Genomic DNA, 19,995 nt, shown 5'->3' on the forward strand with positions numbered 1-19,995 from the left:
GTCCCGCGATGGTGGGCGGGCAAGGGCCCTGCAGCCAAACCGCAAACGATCGCTTCATCTTTGGCCTCTCCGAGCCGTATGAAGCAGGCACTGCGCACGATGGCGTGCGCGTCGCGCATTGCACGATCGCCAATAAGATAATGCACGCCTGTCATCGATCACATCGCGTGTCGACGCGATGGCGCAGCAAGCACACGCAACCAGCCCCGCTCGCCACATTTGCATGCAGGCAGCGTGTGCCGCTCGACTCATGCGAGCACAGCGATTGCCGCTGCACCCATGCCGAAAGTCATTTGACGCAGCGTTCATTGCCCGGCAAGAATCGGCGATACCGTGCAGATACCCATCTGTGCGTCACCAGACTACCTGCGCGCCGCGCGGGACTATTGGGGAGTTGCCCGTGCAACGACGTGATTTCCTGGCCCTGACCGGGCTGACCATGGGTGGGCTGATCGTGCCTGCCTACTTCGGCAAGGCCATTGCCGCCGAGCAGCTGTTGACGCAACTGGATGTGGGCCGCAAGAAGCGCCTGGCCGATGCCGGCCTCAACGCCGCCCGTCAGGCCGGCGCGAGCTATTGCGATGTGCGCATCGGCCGCTATCTGCGCCAGTTCGTGATTACCCGCGAGGACAAGGTGCAGAACGTGGTCAACACCGAATCCATCGGTGCGGGTATCCGCGTCCTCGTGGCCGGTGCCTGGGGCTTTGCCGCCACCAACGATCTCACCGAACAGGGCGTAGCCAAGGCGGCCGCGCAGGCCGCCGCGATCGCCAAGGCCAATGCCAAGGTGCAGGGCACCCCCGTGCAACTGGCGCCCACCCCCGGCGTGGGCGAGGTGAGCTGGAAGACGCCGATCAAGAAGAACGCGATGGAAGTGCCGATCAAGGACAAGGTCGACCTGCTGCTCGGCGTCAATGCCGCCGCCACCGCGGCCGGCGCCAACTTCGTCAACTCAATGCTGTTCGTGGTCAACGAGCAGAAGTACTTCGCCAGCACCGATGGCTCCTACATCGACCAGGACATGCACCGCATCTGGGCACCGATGAGCGTGACCGCCATCGACAAGGCCAGCGGCAAGTTCCGCACCCGCGACGGGCTATCTGCACCGATGGGCCTGGGCTACGAATATCTCGATGGCGCGGCCTCGGGCAAGTTCGTCTCGCCCAATGGTGTGGTCAATTACGGCCTGTCCTACGACATGAAGGAAGACGCCATTGCGGCGGCCAAACAGGCGCAGGAAAAGCTCAAGGCGCCGTCGGTGAAGCCGGGTAAATACGATCTGGTGCTGGACCCCTCGCATACCTGGCTCACCATCCACGAGTCGGTCGGCCACCCGCTGGAACTGGACCGCGTGCTCGGCTACGAGGCCAACTACGCCGGCACCAGCTTCGCCACGCTCGACAAGCTCAAGGCCGGGTTTCAGTACGGCAGCGACAAGGTGCATATCCTGGCCGACAAGACGCAAGCCGGCAGCCTGGGCGCGGTGGGCTACGACGATGAAGGCGTCAAGACCAAGCAGTGGGATCTGATCCGCGATGGCAAGCTGGTGGACTACCAGGCCATCCGCGATCAGGCGCATATCCTCGGCAAGACCGCCTCCGATGGCTGCTGTTATGCCGAGTCGTGGTCCAGCGTGCAGTTCCAGCGCATGGCCAATGTCTCGCTGGCGGCCGGCAAGACACCGTTGAGCGTGAGCGATTTGATCAAGAACGTGGAAAACGGCATCTACATCATCGGCGACGGCTCGTTCTCCATCGACCAGCAGCGCTACAACGCGCAGTTCGGTGGCCAGTTGTTCTACGAGATCAAGAACGGTGCGATCACCCGCATGCTCGAGGACGTGGCCTACCAGATCCGCACCCCGGAATTCTGGAATGCCTGCAGCGCGGTGGCCGATCAACGCGACTACCGCCTGGGCGGCTCGTTCTTCGATGGCAAGGGCCAGCCGGCGCAGGTGTCGGCGGTCTCGCATGGTTCGTCCACCGCTCGCTTCGATGGCATCAATGTCATCAGCACCGCCCGCTCGCTCGGCTAACAGGAGAAACCCACATGAGCATCCTTACCGAAGCGCAGGCCAAGGCCATTCTGGACAAGGTCATCAAACTGTCCAAAGCCGATGAGTGCACCGCACAGCTCACCGGCTCGATCGACGGCAACATCCGTTTTGCGCTCAACAACGTCTCCACCAGCGGCATTGTCGACAATACCGACCTGCAGGTGCAGGTGGCGTTCGGCAAGCGCGTGGGCGTGGCCACCATCAACGAGTTCGACGACGCCTCGCTGGAGCGCGTGGTGCGACGTGCCGAAGATCTGGCCCGGCTGGCCCCGGAAAACCCGGAGTTCATGCCGGCGGTGGACAAGCAGACCTACAAGCCCAGCCCAACCTTCAGCGACTCCACTGCGGCCATCGACCCGGCGTTTCGCGCGCAGGTGGCCGCCGATTCGATCGCGCCGTGCAAGGGCAAAGGGCTGATCGCGGCCGGCTTTCTCGAGGATGGCCAGAGCTTTACCGCATTCGCCAACAGCAAGGGCAATTTCGGCTACCAGCGTGGCGCCCGTTTCGACTACACCTGCACCGTGCGTACCGAAGACGGCCGCGGCTCGGGCTGGGTGGGGCGCAATCTGAAAGATGCCGCCGACTTCAAGGCCGAGCAGGACATCCGCATCGCGATGCGCAAGGCCAGCGATTCGGCCGAGGCCAAGGCGCTGGAACCGGGCAAGTACACGGTGATTCTGGAGCCGGCCGCCGCTGCGGGGCTGATCTCGTTCATGATGAATTTCTTCGACGCACGCCGCGCCGATGAAGGCCGCAGCTTCCTGTCCAAGAAGGGCGGTGGCAACAAGCTCGGCGAGCAGGTTTACGACCCGCGCGTGAACATCACCGCCGACCCCTGGGATGCGCGTGCGGCAGTGTTGCCGTGGGACGAAGAAGGCCTGCCGCGCGAGAAGATGTCGATCGTGGAAAACGGCAAGATCGCCAACCTGCAGTATTCGCGCTACTGGGCGCAGAAGAACGGCAAGCGCGCGATCGGCGAGCCGGGCAACCTGCTGATGGCCGGCGGCGACAAGAACATCGCCGAGCTGGTGCGCGGCACCGAGAAGGGCATCCTGGTCACGCGCACCTGGTACATCCGCATGGTCGACCCGCAGACCGTGCTGCTCACCGGTCTGACCCGCGACGGCACCTTCTACATCGAGAACGGGCAGATCAAGTACCCGGTGAAGAATTTCCGCTTCAACGAATCGCCGGTGATCATGCTCAACAACATCGACGAACTGGGCAAGCCGGTGCGTGTGGCCGGTGACGAATCCAACTTCGTGATGATGATTCCGCCGATGCGGTTGCGCGACTTTACGTTTACCTCGTTGTCGGATGCGGTGTGAGTAGGAGCCGGGAATCGGGCGTGGGGAATCGGGAATGGGAGAGCAGGCGCCGCTCTTGCCAACCGGATTGTTTCCCCGCGCTTCCGCTTCCCGGTTCCCTCCCGGCCACGACATCGCGTCGCCATTTCCTCGGTCTGCTGCTCGGTAGCGTCGCCACCCTGGCGCTACCGCTGCGTGCACGCGCGGCCGGCAACTACGATTTCTGGTTCACCCGGCTGCGTTACGACTCCGGCGATTGGGATGTGGATGCGCGCATGCCGTCCAATCTGATCACCTCGCTGATCGATTACACCCAGCTACGCGTGGACCCGCAGGAACACGTGCTGGATCTGGCCGATCCGCGCATGTTGCAGGCGCCGTTCTGCTATCTGGCCGGGCACAAGCTGGTGGAGTTCAATCCGGCCGAGCGGCGCAACTTCGAGCGCTATGTGCGCAATGGCGGTTTCGTGTTCGTGGACGATTGCAATCACGATATCGATGGCCTGTTCGCCACCTCGTTCGAGGTGCAGATGGCCTCGATCTTCGGCAAGACCGCGCTACAGAAGTTGCCCAAGAGCCATCGCCTCTACAACGCGTTCTTCAAATTCCCCGATGGCCCGCCGGCTACCAACTTCGAGCTCAACGGCTGGGGCGACGATCTGGTGCACGATTACCTCAGGGGCATCAGCATCGATGGCCGGCTCGGCGTGTTGTACAGCAACAAGGACTACGGCTGCGAATGGGATTACGACTGGCGCAACAAGCGGTTTCTGGCAGAAGACAACACCAGGTTCGGCGTCAACATCGTGATGTATGCGTTGACCAATTGACCGCCGTGTAGGAGCGCGCTTGCGCGCGATGAGGATTTACCGGTGGCGCATCGCGCGCAAGCGCGCTCCTACGCCAGCAGTTCCATAACGAGACGTTTCCCATGACTTCCCCCAACGACGACATCCTCACCGCACAGCTCTCCCAACTCGGCGCGCTGCGTACGGCCCTGGCCCAGGCGGTGGTCGGCCAGGACGCGGTGGTGGAGCAATTGCTGATCGGCCTGCTGGCCGGCGGCCACTGCCTGCTGGAAGGCGCGCCCGGCCTGGGCAAGACGCTGCTGGTGCGCTCGCTGGGGCAGGCGCTGGAGCTGCAGTTCCGCCGCGTGCAGTTCACCCCCGATCTGATGCCCAGCGACATTCTGGGCACCGAGCTGCTGGAAGAAGATCACGGCACCGGGCATCGGCAGTTCCGTTTCCAGCAAGGCCCGATCTTCACCAATCTGCTGCTGGCCGACGAACTCAATCGCACCCCGCCCAAGACCCAGGCCGCATTGCTGGAAGCGATGAGCGAGCGCACCGTCAGCTACGCCGGCACCACCTATGCGCTGCCGGCGCCGTTCTTCGTGCTGGCCACGCAGAACCCGATCGAACAGGCCGGCACCTATCCGCTGCCGGAAGCGCAGCTGGATCGCTTCCTGCTGCATGTGCGCGTCGATTACCCCAGCGAGCAGGAAGAGCGCGACATCCTCACCCAGACCACCGGCACCGCAACTGCGCAGGTGCCGGTGGTGATGGACGCAGACAACGTGTTGGCGCTGCAGCAACAGGTGCGGCAAGTGCATGTGGGCGCGGATCTGCTGACCTGGATCAATCGCCTGGTGCGCGCCAGCCGGCCCGGCCCGCAGGCCAGCGACGAGGTGCGTCAATGGATCCGATGGGGCGCCGGCCCGCGCGCCGGGCAATCGCTGGTGCTCGCGTCCAAGGCACGCGCATTGCTGCACGGCCGCTTTGCCGCCACGCGCGAGGATGTCATTGCGCTCGCAGCGCCAGTGATGCGCCACCGCCTGCTGCTGTCGTTTGCGGCCGAGGCCGAACAACGCAGCGCCGACGATGTGGTCGCAACGTTGCTGCGCGCCGTGCCGTTCTCGGCGTGAGGCGCGCAGCGGCGTGAGCGTGGACCTGCCGGCGTTGATTCCTGCCGAGCTGCGCAGCCGCCTGCGCGGTTTGCAGCTGCGCGCGCGCCACGCGCAGGGCGCGCACGGTATCGGCCAGCACGCCAGCCGCAACCGTGGTGCGGGGCTGGAATTTTCGCAATACCGCGCTTACGAACCCGGCGATGCCTTGCGCCAGATCGACTGGAAACTCTACGCGCGCTCGGACCGCTTCTTCGTGCGCGAAGCCGAGCGCGAAAGCCCGCTCACGCTGTGGTTGTTGCTCGATGCCACCGCCTCCGCTGGCCAGGCAGATCAGGCGCGCCCTGCCTACACGCGCTTGCAGGCGATGGCGACCTTGGCCGCATGCGCTGCCGAAGTGGCGCTGCGCCAGGGCGATCAGGTCGGTTTGTTCGCCGTGCACGGCGATGGCCTGGTGGCGGTGCCGGCAGGCGGCGGTCCACGCCAACGCGACCGACTCTGGCTGGCCTTGCAGCGTCTGCGCGCCGGCGGGCGTTGGCCCGGCATGGATGCGCTGCGCCCGCTGTGGGAACGCATCGCCGCACATGCGCTGGTGCTGTCGATCGGCGATGGCTTCGATGAAGAATTGGTCGGCGCGCTGGAAAAACTTGCCGCCGCACGCCGCGAAGTGATCCAGCTGCAAGTGCTGACCTGCGACGAACGCGATTTCAGCTTCAGCGGCGGGCACCGCTTCCGCGACCCGGAAACCGGCGAAGAATTGCTCGGCGATGGCGCCGCAATGCGCGCCGCATACGTGCAGCGTTTCGGCGATGCACAGCGCGCGCGGCAGGCCCGCTGGCAAGCGGCCGGCATTGCGCATGCGCTGCATTATCTGGATGCACCACACGACGCGGCATTGCGCCACCTGTTTGGGCAGGGTGCGCGGCGATGAGCCAATACACCTGCCTCAGCGAGGTACCGTCATTGCACCTCATCGCGCACGCCGCTGAGGTGGCGCGGCCGTGAACCTGCTCCTGCTCTTCCCCGCCGGCCTGGCCGCGTTGGCCGCACTGCTGCTGCCGCTGCTGATCCACCTGGCACGCCGCAGCGAACACCGTCCCACCGACTTCGCCGCGCTGCGCTGGCTGCGTGCGTTGCCGCGCCCACGGCATCGGGTGCGCTTCGACGAATGGCCGCTGCTGCTGGTGCGCTTGCTGTTGCTCGCGGCATTGGCGTTGCTGCTGGCCGAGCCGGCCTTGCGCGACCATCAGGATGCGCGCCCGCGGATCGCGGTGAGTCCTGGCGTGGATGTGGCCGTGGCGCGCACGCTCAGCCACGCAGCGAACGCGCAGTGGGTGTGGTTGGCGCCGGGCTTCCCGCCGATCGATGCCGATGCGGCCAACACCCCCCCCGCGCCCGCCGGCACCATGCTAGCGGTCGGCAGCCTGCTGCGCGAGCTCGATGCCAGCCTGCCGCCGGACACCGCACTCAGCGTGATCGTGCCAAGCCAATGGGGGCCGCTGGATGCCCAGCGCCTGCAGCTGTCGCGCAACGTGCAATGGCAGGTGCTGCCCGGCCGATCGCCGCTCGCCCCTGCCGCAACTGCCGCACTGCTGCGGATGCAGGCGATCGCCGACGCCCCCGCCGACCCGGCGCTGCGCTATCTGCGCGCCGTACACGCTGCCTGGGCAGTGCCCGGCGCGTTGCCAGTCAGCGCGCCCGACGCCGCAGTGCCGGCGCGCTGGGCACCCGGCACGGTGGTGGTCTGGCTATCGCGCAGCGCACCGCCTGCGGCGGTCATCGCCTGGGTCGCGGCGGGCGGGCAACTGCTGCTCGCTGCGCAAACGCCGGCCCCGCGCGCACTCGCCGGCCCGCTGCAGCCACTGCTGCAAGACGCGCACGGTGCGCCGCTGATCGACGCCATCGCGTTAGGGCGCGGACGCATCTTGCGTTGGGCTGCGCCGCTACAGCCGCAACACCTGCCTGCGCTGCTGGATGCCGATTTCCCCACCCGCCTGCACGACGCCTTGCAATCCACGCCCGCGCCACAGCGTGCGCTGGCACAGACCCAACAACCACAGCGTGGCCCTGCGGCCATCCGCCTGACCACCGCACCGTGGCCGCTGGCGCCATGGCTGATCGGCCTGGCGCTGCTGCTGTTCGCGGCCGAACGCTGGCTGGCCACATCGCCACGCCGGAGCAACGCGGCATGAGCACGCCGGCGCTGCACCACGCCTGGCAGGCCGCGCGACGGCGGCAGGCCGCAGGCGTGCTGCTGTTCGGGCTACCGCTGGCCGTGCTGCCTGCGCTACTGGCGTGGCGCAGCGGTACGCATGTGGCGATCGTGCCGTTGCTTCTCCTGGGCCTGCTGGCACTGATTGGGGCGGCGATGCTGGCGGCGCGCCGGCTCGACCAGACCTGGCTGATCCGCCGGCTGGATCGCGAAGCGGATCTGGAAGACAGCAGCGATCTGCTGTTCGCCTCGACCGCGCAGCTCGGCCCCTTGCAGGCCCTGCAACGGCAGCGCCTGGAACAGCGCCTGCACAGCACCCCGCGCGATCTACGACCGGCCTGGCCGTGGCGGCGTGCCTGGCCGTGGAGCCTGCTGGGCCTGATCGCCTGCATCGCGCTGCTGCTGTGGCCGCACCGCGCCACCCAGCCCGCGCCAAGCAACGACCGCGTCGCCGCCGCCCGTGTCGGCACCGGCGCTCCCACGCTGCATCAGGCACAGCTACACAGCACCCCGCCCGCTTACACCGGCCTGCCGGCCGCACGCCTGCCTGGCCTGGATGCGCGCGTGCCAACCGGCACCCGGCTGGAGTGGCAGCTGCAGGTCAGCCCGGCCCCGCGCAGCGTGGCACTGCGGCTCACAGACGGCCGCCTCATCGCGCTGGCCCGGCAAGGCAGCAGCGATCAGTGGCAAGGCCGGTGGATCGCCGAGCGCGCCAGCCTGTATCGCATCCTCATCGACGGCGCGCCTGCCGACCGCCAGCTGCATCGGCTCGACGTGCTGCCGGATCGCCCGCCGCAGGTGCGCGTGCTCGCGCCCGAACAGAGCCTGGTGCTGTGGACGCCCACCAATGCCGGCTGGACGCTGCGCTTCGAAGCCAGCGACGACTACGCGGTGGCGGCCACCGCCGAGCTGCGCCTGACCCTGGCCCAGGGCAGCGGCGAGAACATCACCTTCACCACCCAGCACCGCACCCTCACCGGCAGCGGCCCGACCAGGCAACGCAGCTTTTCCACCACGCTGCAGCCGCGGGCCCTGGGCATGGCGGCCGGCGACGACCTGATCGCCCAATTGATCGTCCACGACACCCGCCAACCCGCCGCGCAGGAAGGCCGCAGCGCCAGCGTGATCCTGCGCTGGCCGCCGCCCGAACAGACCATGGCCGCCGGCCTGGAGGCCAGCGTCAAACAGACCCTGCCGGCCTACTTTCGCAGCCAGCGCCAGATCATCATCGACGCCGAGGCGCTGATGAAGGAAAAGCCGCGCCTGGATGCGGTTACTTACCTCAAGCGCGCCGACGCCATCGGCGTGGACCAGCGCCTGTTGCGGCTGCGCTATGGCCAGTTCCTCGGCGAGGAGAGCGAAGGCGCACCCAAGGGCCCACCCACTGCCGACGCCCCGCCCACCAGCGACGCCCCGGCCGACGATCTGCCCACCGCCGACATGCCCACTGCGGATGCACCGGCAACGCCTTCGGCAGCTGCACACGCGCCCGCCCAGGACGAACACGGGCACGACGCGCACGAGCACGAGCACGACGCCGCATCCGAACCCGGCGCCGCCGCGCTGGATGACCACGACCATGACCACGGCAACAGCAACGGCCGGCCCGAGCGCAGCAGCTTCGGCCAGGCGCAGGATGTGCTCCCCGAATTCGGGCATACCCACGACCACGCCGAAGCCGCCACCCTGCTCGACCCGCAAACGCGCGCCCTGCTGCGCGCCGCGCTGGACCAGATGTGGCAGTCCGAGGGCGAGCTGCGTCAGGGCCACCCCGAGCGTGCGCTGCCCTTTGCCAACAAGGCGCTGGGCTTCATCAAGCAGGTGCAACAGGCCGAACGCATCTACCTGGCGCGGGTCGGCACCCAGCTGCCGCCGATCGACCCAAGCCGGCGCCTGAGCGGCGACCGCGCCGGCCTGGGCGACCGTGCCGCCGGCCTGGACACCCGCCCGGATCCGGACCCGTCCGCGCTGCAGCTGTGGGATGCGCTGGGCGAACAGGCGCCGGTGCCCGACGCCACCCTGGCCCGCTACGCGCAATGGCTGCAGACCCGACAGGACCGCCTGCAGGATCCGCTGAGCCTGGCCGCCGCGGTGGAAACCCTGCGCGCCGAACCCGACTGCGCTGCCTGTCGTACGCAGCTACGCGCCCAGGTCTGGCGCACGCTCGTCGCCCCGCCTGCGCCGGTCCACCGACGCGCCACTCCGGACGCGCGCGGCCAACGCTATCTGGACGCACTGCGCCAGGAGCCACAACCATGATGCTGCCACCGCTCGTGCTGAAGGTCCGCAGCAGATTCCGCCTGCTGCACGCGCGCACTGCAACCTGGCGCGTGGGGCCAAGGCTAGCTGGACGCACGCGCGCGGAGCCGCAACCATGACGCTCTCGCTGCCCTGGCTGGTCGGCATTGGCTTGCTGCTGCTGGTGATGGTGAGCTGGTGGCGGCTGCTGCGCGCGCACGCGCGGCAACCACGTTCGCGCGCCCGGCTATGGCTGTTGCTCACCGCCCAACCGCTGCTCGCCGGCCTGCTGTACCCGGTGCTGCTGCCACCGCCGCGTGCAGGCAGCAGCAGCGAACTGCATGTCGCCACCGCAGAGACCAAGGCAGCTCAGATCGACCCGGAGACCACGCACTGGATCGCCTTGCCCGAAGCGCCCGCGCTGGCAGGCGTGACACGCGTGCCGGACCTGGCCACCGCCCTGCGTCGCGCTCCCGGCACCACTGCGTTGATCGTGCATGGCACCGGCCTGCCCGCGCGCGACCGTGACGCCCCCGGCATACCGCTGCGACTGGCGCTTGGCCCGGCACCGCAGGGCCTGGTGGCTGTCTCGACGCCGCCGCCGGTGGCCCCAGGCGAAGCCATCGCGATCAACGCGCGCATCCAGGGCATCCCGGCTGCGCGAATAGACCTGCTCGATCCGGCCGGCCAGGTGGTCGACACCGCCGTAGCCGACGCAGCCGGCCAGGTGCATCTGCGTGGCCTGGCGCGCGCAGCAGGGCAGGTGGTGTTCGCGCTGCGCCTGCGCGATGCCAAGGGCGCCGAACGCAGCCGCGTGCCGGTGCTAGTGGCAGCAGTGCCGTCCACCCGCGTGCTGTTGCTGGCCGGCGCACCGCAGCCGGACCTGAAATATCTGCGCCGCTGGGCCAGCGATGCCGGGCTGGACGTGCGCAGCCAGATCGCGGTCGGCCCCGGCATGCAACTGGGCGAGGGCGCCGCACTGGACGCCGCCAGCCTGGACACACTCGACCTGCTGGTCATCGACCAACGCCGCCTGGTCACGCTAGGCAGCGCGCAACGCCAAACCGTGCGCACCGCGATCGACCGCGGCCTGGGCGTGCTGGTCCGCACCGACGGACCACTGGATGCCGGCACCCGCGCAGCGCTCAACGCGCTCGGCTTCGCGACAACCGGCGGAACGACCAGCACTGCAATCGCCGCCCCGCGATCGCTGTCTCCGGCAACACCGTCCATCGATCCAGCTGCAGCCCCTACCGACACTCCCGCACTTCCACCGCTGCAACGCCGCGATCTGCAACCGCAAGATGCCGAGGCAGTGATCGCAGCACGCGCCGACGACGGCAGCGCGCTGGGCTGGTGGCACGCACAAGGCCGGGGCCGCATCGGCATCGCCCTGATCGAAGGCAGCTTCGCGTTGGTATTGGCCGGCCGCAGCGACCTGCATGCCGCGCTGTGGGCGCAGCTGTTCGGCGCCATCGCCCGCGCGGGCGGCACCCAACCCGCGCCGATGCAAGAAGGCTGGTCGCAACAACGCATGACACTGTGCGGTCTCGCTGCAGACGCGCATGTCACCGGCCCCACCGGTCCAGCCCAACCGCTGCTGATAGACCCCAACAGCGGCACCCAAGCCTGCGCCGCCTACTGGCCCACAACCGCAGGCTGGCATCGCCTGCAAACCGGCAACGACCAACGCTGGCTCTACGTCCGCGCGCCCAGCGACGCCCCCGCTTTACACACCCAACAGACCCGCGACGCCACCCTTGCGATGGCCGCCACAGCCACCCACACAAACGCGACCCTCACCACGCCAGCAGCCCAACCCGGCACCCGCTGGCCCTGGCTACTGGCCTGGCTCACGCTGGCCACAGCCCTGTGGTGGCTGGAACGACGCAGGCGCTGAGTTGCTGCCGCGCCAACCTGCATCAGCGCATGGGTGCGATGCCGCTCTTTAACGACTCGAAATTTTGAGTGTCCTGTCGTGGTTGTACCAAGCGGATGGACCAGGTGTAGAGCGGCTGATCTGCGGTTTGGCTGCAGGGTCCTTGCCCGCCCACCATCGCGGGACACGCCGCAAGTACGTCCATGTAGGCTCTTACGCGGCATCCATGCCGCGTAAAGTCCCGCGACGGTGGAGGGCAAGGACCAGTCGGGAATGTCGGTGTGCATGCTTTTCAAAAAAGCAATCGACTTACGCTCGCCGCCACACCCGACATACATTATTTGCCGGCAACGCCACATCGTCGATCAACTGCAATCCAACCCAAGCCGCCAGCGCATCCACCGCCTCTGCATCGCGAATCCCCGAGGCCGCATCGCGCTCGCGCAACATCGCATCGAATGCGCGATTGCTGTCGCTGGTGAAGTGTCCATCGCGGTTGAACGGCCCGTAGACCACCAGCACCGCCTGCGGCGCCATCACCGCAGGCAATCCCACGAACAACGCCTGCACTTGCGGCCAGCCCATGATGTGCAAGGTATTGGCGCTATACACCGCATCAAAACCGGCCACCTCTCCCGCTTGCACGATCGGTAACGGCGGTGCCGGTGCCAGACCCGGCGTCGGCGTCAGCACCGCCTACAACGGAATCGGTGGCGGCGTATTTGGCAATGCAGCCTCGTCCAGCCACTGCGTCATGCCCGGCAGATGATCGGGATGATCGCTCGCCTGCCAACGCAGCCACGGCATCGCCGCCGCAAAATGCACCGCGTGCTGCCCGGTGCCTGCACCGATCTCCAAGACATGGCGACGGTCGGCAAAGTGCCGCTGCAATACCGCAAGGATCGGGTCACGGTTGCGTGCGGAAGCCGGCGAAAAAGGTTTGCTCATGGACGAGGTCCGACATAGGCGAAAGTGATTGTGACGTGTCGCAGTGGCATCGTGCATCCAACGCTCTGCTGGCAAGCGATCACCTCCTCGCAGATCAACGGGAATGACCGAAGGATCAACGCAAGACCTGGAGCGGCCGACAAAATTCCTACGCCCACCGCCAGGTGGACGCAGCCGGCGCTGTATTTCCCATCAGCACACAGCCAAGTGAGCAGGTGCGATGCGCTCACCGCTTGCGGGACCGTGTGGCGGCATGGATGCCGCCACCGAGCCTACATGGACGTACTTGCGGCGTGTCCCGCAAGCGGTGAGCGCATCGCGCCCTCGACCAACGCCGACCAACGCGGCTTTGAAACATCCAAACGACGCTGAAGCTCGAGCTCTCGGTCGCCTTGAGAGGTAAATCGAACGGTGTGGATGCGTCGGTTGCAGAGCGGATGATCTGGGGCTTGGCTGCAGGGCCCTTGCCCGCCCACCATCGCAGGACACGCCGCAAGTACGTCCGTGTAGGCTCTTACGCGGCATCCATGCCGCGTAAGGTCCCGCGACGGTGGGCGGGCAAGGACCAGTGGAGATGGTCGGTGTGCGTGGTTGCGAGTAGTGCAGGCTGCGCCAGTGGCCTATTGGGCGATCTTAATCTCAACGCGGTGCAGGCAATGCGTCATACGCGCGCCGCACGGCCTCTTCTCCAAAGCGCCGCTCCAACCGGCGCACGATGAAATGCCCGCGTGCCATCGCCTGGAAGTGGCGCATGAACACGGTATTGAGCGTTGCGCCACTCACTGCGCCCACCAGCGGCACGGCCTGCACCGCGAGTTTTTCGCCCACGTTGACCGAGAACTTGGCCGCAACGCGCGACACCAACGACACCAGCGCGGGTGCGCCCTTGCTTGCGAAACCATGTGCGGCCACGTAATGCGCGGCGGCGCTGAGTTGCTGCGCCATGGCCGCGCGTACGGCGAAATAGCCGGATTCGGCGCCATCGTCGCTGACGCTGCGTCCGCCATGTGCCAGCACTTCCAGACAGGCCAGCGCCGTTTCCGGATCGTGCAGCGATTCGCCTTCCGAGCGTGCGATATCGGCGATGGAGCGCAGCATCACCGTGGTGGTCACCGGCAGCTCCACGAGCAGACCAGGCAACCCGAAAAATCCGCCTGCACCGCCGGCAACGGCCACCGCCATGGTGTGCCGCGCGGTGGAGGCGGGCTGCTGCGTATCGGCCTGGCCGCGCAAGCTGAGCAATGCCGATTTCATTGCCAACTGCAATGCGCGGCGGGTAACCCCATCGATGCTGCGGGTCAGCATTTTCGGCAGGCGCCTGGTGATCAGACTCTCGATCGGCGCGCCCAGTGCGTTGGCCAGTTGCGCAGCTACGCCAGGGTTTTCCAACAGCGCGTGGGCGGTGGCCAGATCGCGTTGTGCAGCAACGTCCATCACCGGTATCGGAAGCGTCGTCATGCCAGGTCTTCGTCGTTAGGGGCCTGCGCCGATGGTACCCAGCGCCATGTGAGCGTTGGACGAGCGAACTGTGCAGTCCCAAGACAATCCTGCAGTTGGTTGGCAAAATGCGCGATCATCGGGATCTACGCTGCGAATGCCCACCAGATGAATCGTGAGATCCGCCACAGCATCGTCATTGCCGCCGCGCCGGAAGTGGTGTCCGCTGCGCTGTCCGAGCCAAGGCAGCTGGCGCGCTGGTGGACGCGCGAGGTGAGTCTGGGCAACGGCAGGGTGCGTCTGGAGTGGAGCCGTCAGGGCTGGCGCGTGGAACTGAGCATCGACGACGGGGCCGACCATCGTCTGGTGTGCTGGCGTTGCCATGAGTCCAACATGCTCGATTCGGATGCATGGAAAGGCACGGTGATGCGCTTCGAGCTGCATTCCACCAGCCAGGGCACGCAGCTGGAATTTGTCCAGTCCGGTTATCGCGAATCGCCGTGCAAGGAGGCCTGCGCGCGCGGCTGGCGCTTCTTCCTGGGCAGCAGCCTCAAACGCTATGTGGAAACCGGCGAAGGCATGCCCTCGGCCGACATGCTTGCGCCTAACACGCATTGAAAACGAACGTGCGGTGAGAGCAGATGCAGGCTCGGCGCATCTGCCCGCAGTGCCGAGCCCGCTTACGCCGTGCGCGGCTGGCCCATCGAGGGCGCGGTGCGCAGTGGCAGCTGCGCATCCACCGTCACCGGGCTATCGGCCTGCAACAGCGCGCGTGCTTCGGCATCGGTGGCCACGGCCGGCGGTGAGCCACGCAACGGCAAGCCGGCGGTTTCGCGCACGAACAGCATGGTCACCAACCCGATCGCGGCTGCGCCCATCAGGTAGTACGCCGGCACCAGCGGGTCGCCGGTGCGCTCCACCAGCCAGGCAGTGACCAACGGCGTGGTGCCGCCGAACAACGACACCGAGACGTTGAAGCCGATCGACAGCGCGCTGTAGCGCACCGGTGTGTAGAACAGCGCCGGCAAGGTGGAGGGCATCGAACTGGTGAAACACACCAGCGCCAGGCCGAGCAGCATCAGCCCGGTGAAGATCAGCCCGTCGTGGCCGCTGCCGACCAGCAACAGGCACGGGATCGCCAACACGAACAAGGCAATGCAGGCACCGATGATCATCGGGCGGCGGCCCAGCTTGTCGCTGAATAGCCCGCCGACGATATTGAGCGGCATCATCACCAGCATCACCAGGATGATCAGCAACAGGCCCTTGCTCTCGGCATACCCCATGGTGACGCTGAGGTAGCTGGGCATGTAGGTCAGCAGCATGTAGTCGGTAACGTTGAATACCAGCACCAGCCCAACGCACTTGAGCAACTGCGGCCAATGCAGGCGCAGCAGCGTGAGCAGGCCTTGCCCTGCGGTTTGCCGTTCGCGTTGTTCCGATTGCGCGGTATAGGCACGAAACGCCGGGGTTTCTTCCAGTTTCATGCGCATGTACAGGCCCAGCAAACCCAACGGGCCGGCGACCAGAAACGGGATGCGCCAGCCCCACTCGAGCATCTGTGTCTGGCTCAAGGCCATGTGCAATGCGGTCACCGTGGCGGCACCGGCGATGTAACCGCCCAGCGTGCCGAATTCCAGCCAGCTGCCCATCAGACCGCGATTGCGGTCGGTGGCGTACTCGGCGATGAAGGTCGCTGCCCCGCCGTATTCGCCGCCGGTGGAAAAGCCTTGCAGCAGCCGCGCCACCAGCAGCAACACCGGCGCCCACACGCCGATGGTCGCATGGGACGGAATCAAGCCGATGCTGAAGGTGCCCAGCGCCATCAGGATCATGGTGGCGGCCAGCACTTTCTGCCGCCCGTAACGGTCGCCGAGCGGTCCGAACACCAGCCCGCCGATCGGCCGCACCAGAAATGCGACGGTGAACGTGGCAAAGGTCGCAATCAACTGCGCGGTGGGATTGCTCGCGGGGAAGAACACCTGCCCCAGCGTCACCGCCAGATAGCCGTACACGCCGAAGTCGAACCACTCCATCGCATTGCCCAGTGCGGCCGCGCCCACGGCCTTGCGCAGCATCGGGCGGTCGACCACGGTGACGTCGTCCAGTTGCAGTTGGCGGCGGCGCTTGAACCAACCGAAGTGCGAGGCAATCGCGCGCGTGTCGTGCATATGTTTGGTCTCCATGTGCGGCCATCGCTGCCCACTCGCCCTGGCAACGCACAGGACACAGCACACCGCGCGCGCATGGCAAACGCACATGCAGGGGATGACACCGGAGGCATTCCCGGACGGCCGCGAACACTCAGCGACGCTGCGGGACAGACGACCAAGGGGTGGGCAAGTGCCCAGGGTCTTGATCAGACGCACATGTTACTACAGCGTGCAGATCGCTGCAGGCGCGAGGGCGCGGCTTTGCCAAAACGCCCTGTTTTCAAGGCGTTTCAGCGCTTACAGCAACGACCGCGCCCACCTTGCGGTGAGCGCAGTAGTTTTGTCAGCCGCTCTAAATCGCAGGCTCACCCAGCACTGCCAACAACGGCTGCAGATCCTCGCGCGTCTGCGGGCGCACGGCGCGCGCGACTTCTTGGCCATCGCGCAGCAGAATGAGGGTTGGCCATAACTTCACGCGGAAAGAGCGGCCAAGCGGCCGCCCTTTTCCATCTTCGAACTTGCGGTAATTCACTGCCTCGAAACCACCCAGCAGTTTCTGCAACAGCGGCTGGGCGGCCATGCAGTGACCGCACCAATCGGTGCCGAACTCCAGCACCTGCAGCCCGGCCTGTGCGTCCACCTCGCTGCGCTCGGGTGCCTGCGTGGCGTACTCGCGAACAAACCCCATTGCGCATGTACCTCGCGGTCAGGACAGCGCGCGCTGGATGTCTTCCAGCGGCAGATTGGTGAGGTCCTTGGCCAGATCACCCACCAGGCGCTGCTGTGTTTCCTTGTGCAGCAGGGGGCGGACGCGGCCCAGCGTGGTCGGGTCGGCCACCAGGACCAGATGCGTGTATTCGTGCTTTAGCGCGCCATCGTTCAAGGCATGCGACAACTGCTTGGCGAAGGTCATTTCGTCCAGATCCGCGTTGCTCAGATCCTGCGGCGCCTTGCCGGCCGGGCCGTCGTCATCGACGTTCTGCACATCGGTGCGCGCGTGCTGACGCAGCACCACCTTGGCTTCGTTGCCGGTGTTGGTGAACCAACGTGCTTCGCCGCCATCGGCCACAACCACCAGCGCACCCTGAGGAATTTGCAGACTCATCCGACTCTCCTGATCAATGTCGGCACTGCAAGTGCAGCGCCGGTCCGTCTCAACCTAGGCGAGAAGATGTAAGCGCGGTGCCTAGCCGATGTCAGCGTGGCGTTAGCGCGGCGCGGCCAATGCCGGTGGTGGCAGGCCCAGATGCTTGCTGAAGAAGCGTGCGGTGACCCGCAATGCCTGCTGGCTTTCCGGCAGTGTCTCGGTGAGATGGAAACCGTGGCCCAGCCCGTCCCAGACGTGCAGGTCCGATTCGCGCCCCAGATCCACCAGGCGCGCATGCGTATAGGCCGTGGCGCTCAGCTCGGCCGCACGCGTGGCGGTGAGAAACAAGGTCGGCGGAAACTGGCGCAGCACCGCATCGGAGAACACCGGCGACACCAGCGGGTCATGGAAGTCCACGTTTTCGCCGTAATACAGGTCTTCCATGATCGGCAGCGCCCCGGCCTTGTCCGGCAGCAAGGCATCGTTCACCGCGGCGACCACCACACGCGAATCGCCGCGATAGCGCGCATCGCCAGCGGCGCAGAACATGCCTGCCGCCGCCGGCATCGGCAGGCGCTCCTTGGCAAACCATGCCAGCGACTCGCCGGTGAGCACACCGCCGGCAGAGCAGCCGAAGATGCCGATGCGCTCCGGTGCGTAGGTCTTGAGCGCGGCGCGATACACCGACGCCACATCTTCGCTGGCGGCCGGGAAGCGATGTTCCGGGCCCATCCGGTAGTCCACCGCGACCACGCTCATGCCGGTCATCGCCGCGACCGGGATGGCTTCCATCAGGCCGAACGAGGCAGCGCTGCCCATCACGAATCCGCCGCCATGCAGCTCGATCAGCAAACGCTTTGCCTGTTCGGGTGTGCGCGTGCGTGGCTCCACCCGCAACACCGGCACGCCGTTCCAGGTCTCGGGGGTGATCTCCACCGCGTAGCGTGCGCGCAGCTGCGCGATCACGCCTTCGGCCCAGCGTTCGGTGTCGGCGCGGATGCTCGGCAACTGCGTCAGCAACGTGGCGTTGTCGGCCTTGGCCAGCGGATCGACGCGCGCGACTTCTGCAGCGACATGCGCGCGTGCCGCCGGGCTCAGATACTCGGAGACCGGCAGCGCGAATGCACTCACATGCCGGATGCCGTCCTGTGCGGTTGCGGCAGCGGGTTGTGCCGTCTCTGCCGCGGCAGCGTATGCAGTGCCTACGCTGCCGATCAGCAGCAAGACAACCGCTCGTGTCCACCAATGGTGTGCCATGCGTTGCCCTCCCAGGCAGTCAGCCGGCGAGGATAACGCCAGACAGCTGCGATGACCTGCCGCGCTCAGCCTGTAGAGGCCGGCAGGCCTTGCGCGTGCAGATGCTGCAATGCCTGCAGCGTGGAGGTAGTCAGTGGCGATGGCAGTGCGTCCAGCGCGAACCAGCCGATAGCGAGGATTGCCTCGGGCTCGCGCCGCACGGCGTGTTCGCTGCCTTGGATACTGGCCAGATACACCGGCGCGACCCAATGCTCCGGTGGTGTCAGATCCGGCTCGAAGTAGCTGACGATGCACAGCACGCGTTGCAGCTGCACATGCAGGCCGGTTTCTTCGAGCACTTCGCGCACCACGGCGTTTTCGACGGTTTCCATCCAGTCCACCTTGCCACCTGGCAGGCCCCAATGGCCCTGCTCGGGCGCACGCCCGCGTTGCACCAACAGCAGATGGCCATCGGCACGGCGGATGAAGGCGCCACATCCAACGCGTGGACGCAAATCAGGGGTGGTGGTCATCGGCATCTCGCACACACAGGGGCCGCATAGTGTCCCAGATGCGATCGATGCGGTCATTGCGCCATGCGCGTTTTGAGCAGGTGTATTGGCTGCTGCCGATGCCTCGCACATGGCTGGCGACGTGGGTTCGATGCAATGAAGACAAACGCTGTGAATAAAAAGCTGATCGCCGCTGCGATAACACCGCCTTAGCACTGCATTGGCGAGGATGATGGCATTCCGCGCCCTCACGGCGCGCAGTGTGTGGAGTGGTGGATGTCTCGTATCGTGTTGATTGGCGGCCATGGCAAGGTCGCGCGTTTGCTTACCCCGCTATTGGTGCGCGCCGGGCATCAGGTGACTGCGTTGTTCCGCAATCCCGAGCACACCGACGATGTGGTTGCCGATGGCGCCACACCGTTGCTGTTCGACATCGAACACGCCGATACCGATGCGATTGCTGCAGCGTTCTCCGCCCACGATGCGGTGGTGTGGTCGGCCGGCGCCGGTGGTGGCGATGCGGCGCGCACCTATGCGGTGGACCGCGATGCGGCAATCCGTTCGATGCATGCCGCCGAACAGGCGCGCGTGCGCCGTTACGTGATGGTGTCCTACCTCGGTGCCGGGCTGGAACATGGCATCGGGCCGGACGATGGCTTCTTCGCCTACGCGCAGGCCAAGGCCGCCGCCGACGCACATTTGCGCGATACCACGCTGGACTGGACCGTGCTGGGGCCGGGACGGCTGACCCAGGGGGCGCCAACCGGCCGCATCACCCGCGACCCGGGCGGCGATGCCGACGGTGGCGTCTCGCGCGGCAACGTGGCGCAGGTGATCGCAGCGGCATTGGCAACGCCGGCCACCATCGGCAAGACCGTCGGCTTCATCGACGGGCAGACGCCGATCCAGCAGGCATTGGCGCAGCTGGAATGAACGCCAGACCTATCGCAACACGCCACAGGCGCTTGATCCGGGCCGACCTAACGTTTTCCTAAACCAGGGCTGGGCATAGTCGCGAGCGCATCCC

The 19,995-nt window shown here is 66.6% G+C and carries 16 protein-coding genes and 1 pseudogene; 10 read left to right on the top strand and 7 right to left on the bottom strand.

All coding sequences use genetic code 11. The features are described from left to right. Positions 1 to 400: 400 nt before the first annotated feature. The 8 genes from NYR97_RS07915 to NYR97_RS07950 all read left to right on the top strand — a co-directional run bounded on the left by NYR97_RS07915 (position 401) and on the right by NYR97_RS07950 (position 11,616). Positions 401 to 2,035, top strand: coding sequence for a TldD/PmbA family protein (locus tag NYR97_RS07915; protein ID WP_316697421.1), 1,635 nt, complete (start codon positions 401 to 403; stop codon positions 2,033 to 2,035). 14 nt (positions 2,036 to 2,049) lie between these two features. Further along, positions 2,050 to 3,384 (top strand): TldD/PmbA family protein, encoded by a 1,335-nt coding sequence (locus NYR97_RS07920; RefSeq protein ID WP_316697423.1) that lies wholly within the window; start codon positions 2,050 to 2,052, stop codon positions 3,382 to 3,384. Beyond that, positions 3,381 to 4,193 (top strand): DUF4159 domain-containing protein, encoded by an 813-nt coding sequence (locus NYR97_RS07925; protein ID WP_316697424.1) that lies wholly within the window; start codon positions 3,381 to 3,383, stop codon positions 4,191 to 4,193. Before NYR97_RS07920 ends, NYR97_RS07925 begins: the two co-directional genes overlap by 4 nt. Positions 4,194 to 4,294: 101 nt before the next feature. Then, on the top strand, positions 4,295 to 5,287 hold the full coding sequence (locus NYR97_RS07930) for an AAA family ATPase (RefSeq protein ID WP_316697425.1): 993 nt from the start codon (positions 4,295 to 4,297) through the stop codon (positions 5,285 to 5,287). A gap of 13 nt (positions 5,288 to 5,300) precedes the next feature. Continuing rightward, positions 5,301 to 6,197, top strand: coding sequence for a DUF58 domain-containing protein (locus NYR97_RS07935; protein ID WP_316697426.1), 897 nt, complete (start codon positions 5,301 to 5,303; stop codon positions 6,195 to 6,197). A gap of 70 nt (positions 6,198 to 6,267) precedes the next feature. After that, a complete protein-coding gene (locus tag NYR97_RS07940; protein WP_316697427.1) occupies positions 6,268 to 7,458 on the top strand; it encodes a BatA domain-containing protein in 1,191 nt (396 codons plus the stop codon). Continuing rightward, on the top strand, positions 7,455 to 9,737 hold the full coding sequence (locus NYR97_RS07945; RefSeq protein ID WP_316697428.1) for a hypothetical protein: 2,283 nt from the start codon (positions 7,455 to 7,457) through the stop codon (positions 9,735 to 9,737). The genes NYR97_RS07940 and NYR97_RS07945 overlap by 4 nt, the downstream gene beginning before the upstream one ends. 115 nt (positions 9,738 to 9,852) lie before the next feature. Continuing rightward, on the top strand, positions 9,853 to 11,616 hold the full coding sequence (locus NYR97_RS07950; RefSeq protein WP_316697429.1) for a carboxypeptidase regulatory-like domain-containing protein: 1,764 nt from the start codon (positions 9,853 to 9,855) through the stop codon (positions 11,614 to 11,616). 288 nt (positions 11,617 to 11,904) lie between these two features. Here the strand turns inward: NYR97_RS07950 and NYR97_RS07955 are convergent. Together NYR97_RS07955 and NYR97_RS07960 are read right to left on the bottom strand one after the other, a co-directional pair. Next, positions 11,905 to 12,543: pseudogene (locus NYR97_RS07955) on the bottom strand (DUF938 domain-containing protein). Between the two features lie 639 nt (positions 12,544 to 13,182). Further along, positions 13,183 to 13,977 carry an EcsC family protein gene (locus NYR97_RS07960; protein WP_316698092.1) on the bottom strand — a complete coding sequence of 265 codons (795 nt, stop codon included), beginning with the start codon at positions 13,975 to 13,977 and terminating at the stop codon, positions 13,183 to 13,185. A 171-nt stretch (positions 13,978 to 14,148) separates the two neighbouring features. Here NYR97_RS07960 and NYR97_RS07965 point away from each other — a divergent pair, with 171 nt between their 5' ends. After that, complete coding sequence (locus tag NYR97_RS07965; protein WP_316697430.1) at positions 14,149 to 14,598, top strand: SRPBCC family protein; 450 nt, start codon at positions 14,149 to 14,151, stop codon at positions 14,596 to 14,598. A gap of 62 nt (positions 14,599 to 14,660) precedes the next feature. Here the strand turns inward: NYR97_RS07965 and proP are convergent, their stop codons facing one another. The 5 genes from proP to NYR97_RS07990 form a co-directional block, all read right to left on the bottom strand. Beyond that, on the bottom strand, positions 14,661 to 16,151 hold the full coding sequence (gene proP, locus NYR97_RS07970; protein ID WP_316698095.1) for a glycine betaine/L-proline transporter ProP: 1,491 nt from the start codon (positions 16,149 to 16,151) through the stop codon (positions 14,661 to 14,663). 334 nt (positions 16,152 to 16,485) lie between these two features. Then, a complete protein-coding gene (locus NYR97_RS07975; protein ID WP_205393150.1) occupies positions 16,486 to 16,821 on the bottom strand; it encodes a thioredoxin family protein in 336 nt (111 codons plus the stop codon). A gap of 18 nt (positions 16,822 to 16,839) precedes the next feature. Next, a complete protein-coding gene (locus tag NYR97_RS07980; protein WP_006453262.1) occupies positions 16,840 to 17,238 on the bottom strand; it encodes a host attachment family protein in 399 nt (132 codons plus the stop codon). A gap of 102 nt (positions 17,239 to 17,340) precedes the next feature. Then, on the bottom strand, positions 17,341 to 18,477 hold the full coding sequence (locus NYR97_RS07985; protein WP_316697432.1) for an alpha/beta hydrolase: 1,137 nt from the start codon (positions 18,475 to 18,477) through the stop codon (positions 17,341 to 17,343). A 65-nt stretch (positions 18,478 to 18,542) separates the two neighbouring features. Further along, the gene (locus NYR97_RS07990) at positions 18,543 to 18,995 is read right to left on the bottom strand and encodes an NUDIX hydrolase (RefSeq protein ID WP_316697435.1); all 453 of its coding nucleotides are present in this window, start codon (positions 18,993 to 18,995) and stop codon (positions 18,543 to 18,545) included. A 249-nt stretch (positions 18,996 to 19,244) separates the two neighbouring features. On the opposite strand from NYR97_RS07990, the gene NYR97_RS07995 reads away from it, so the two are divergent. After that, positions 19,245 to 19,901, top strand: coding sequence for an SDR family oxidoreductase (locus NYR97_RS07995; protein WP_316697436.1), 657 nt, complete (start codon positions 19,245 to 19,247; stop codon positions 19,899 to 19,901). Positions 19,902 to 19,995: the final 94 nt, after the last annotated feature.

Origin of the sequence: Xanthomonas hydrangeae (genome assembly GCF_032697525.1) — a bacterium.
Lineage (GTDB): Bacteria > Pseudomonadota > Gammaproteobacteria > Xanthomonadales > Xanthomonadaceae > Xanthomonas > Xanthomonas hydrangeae.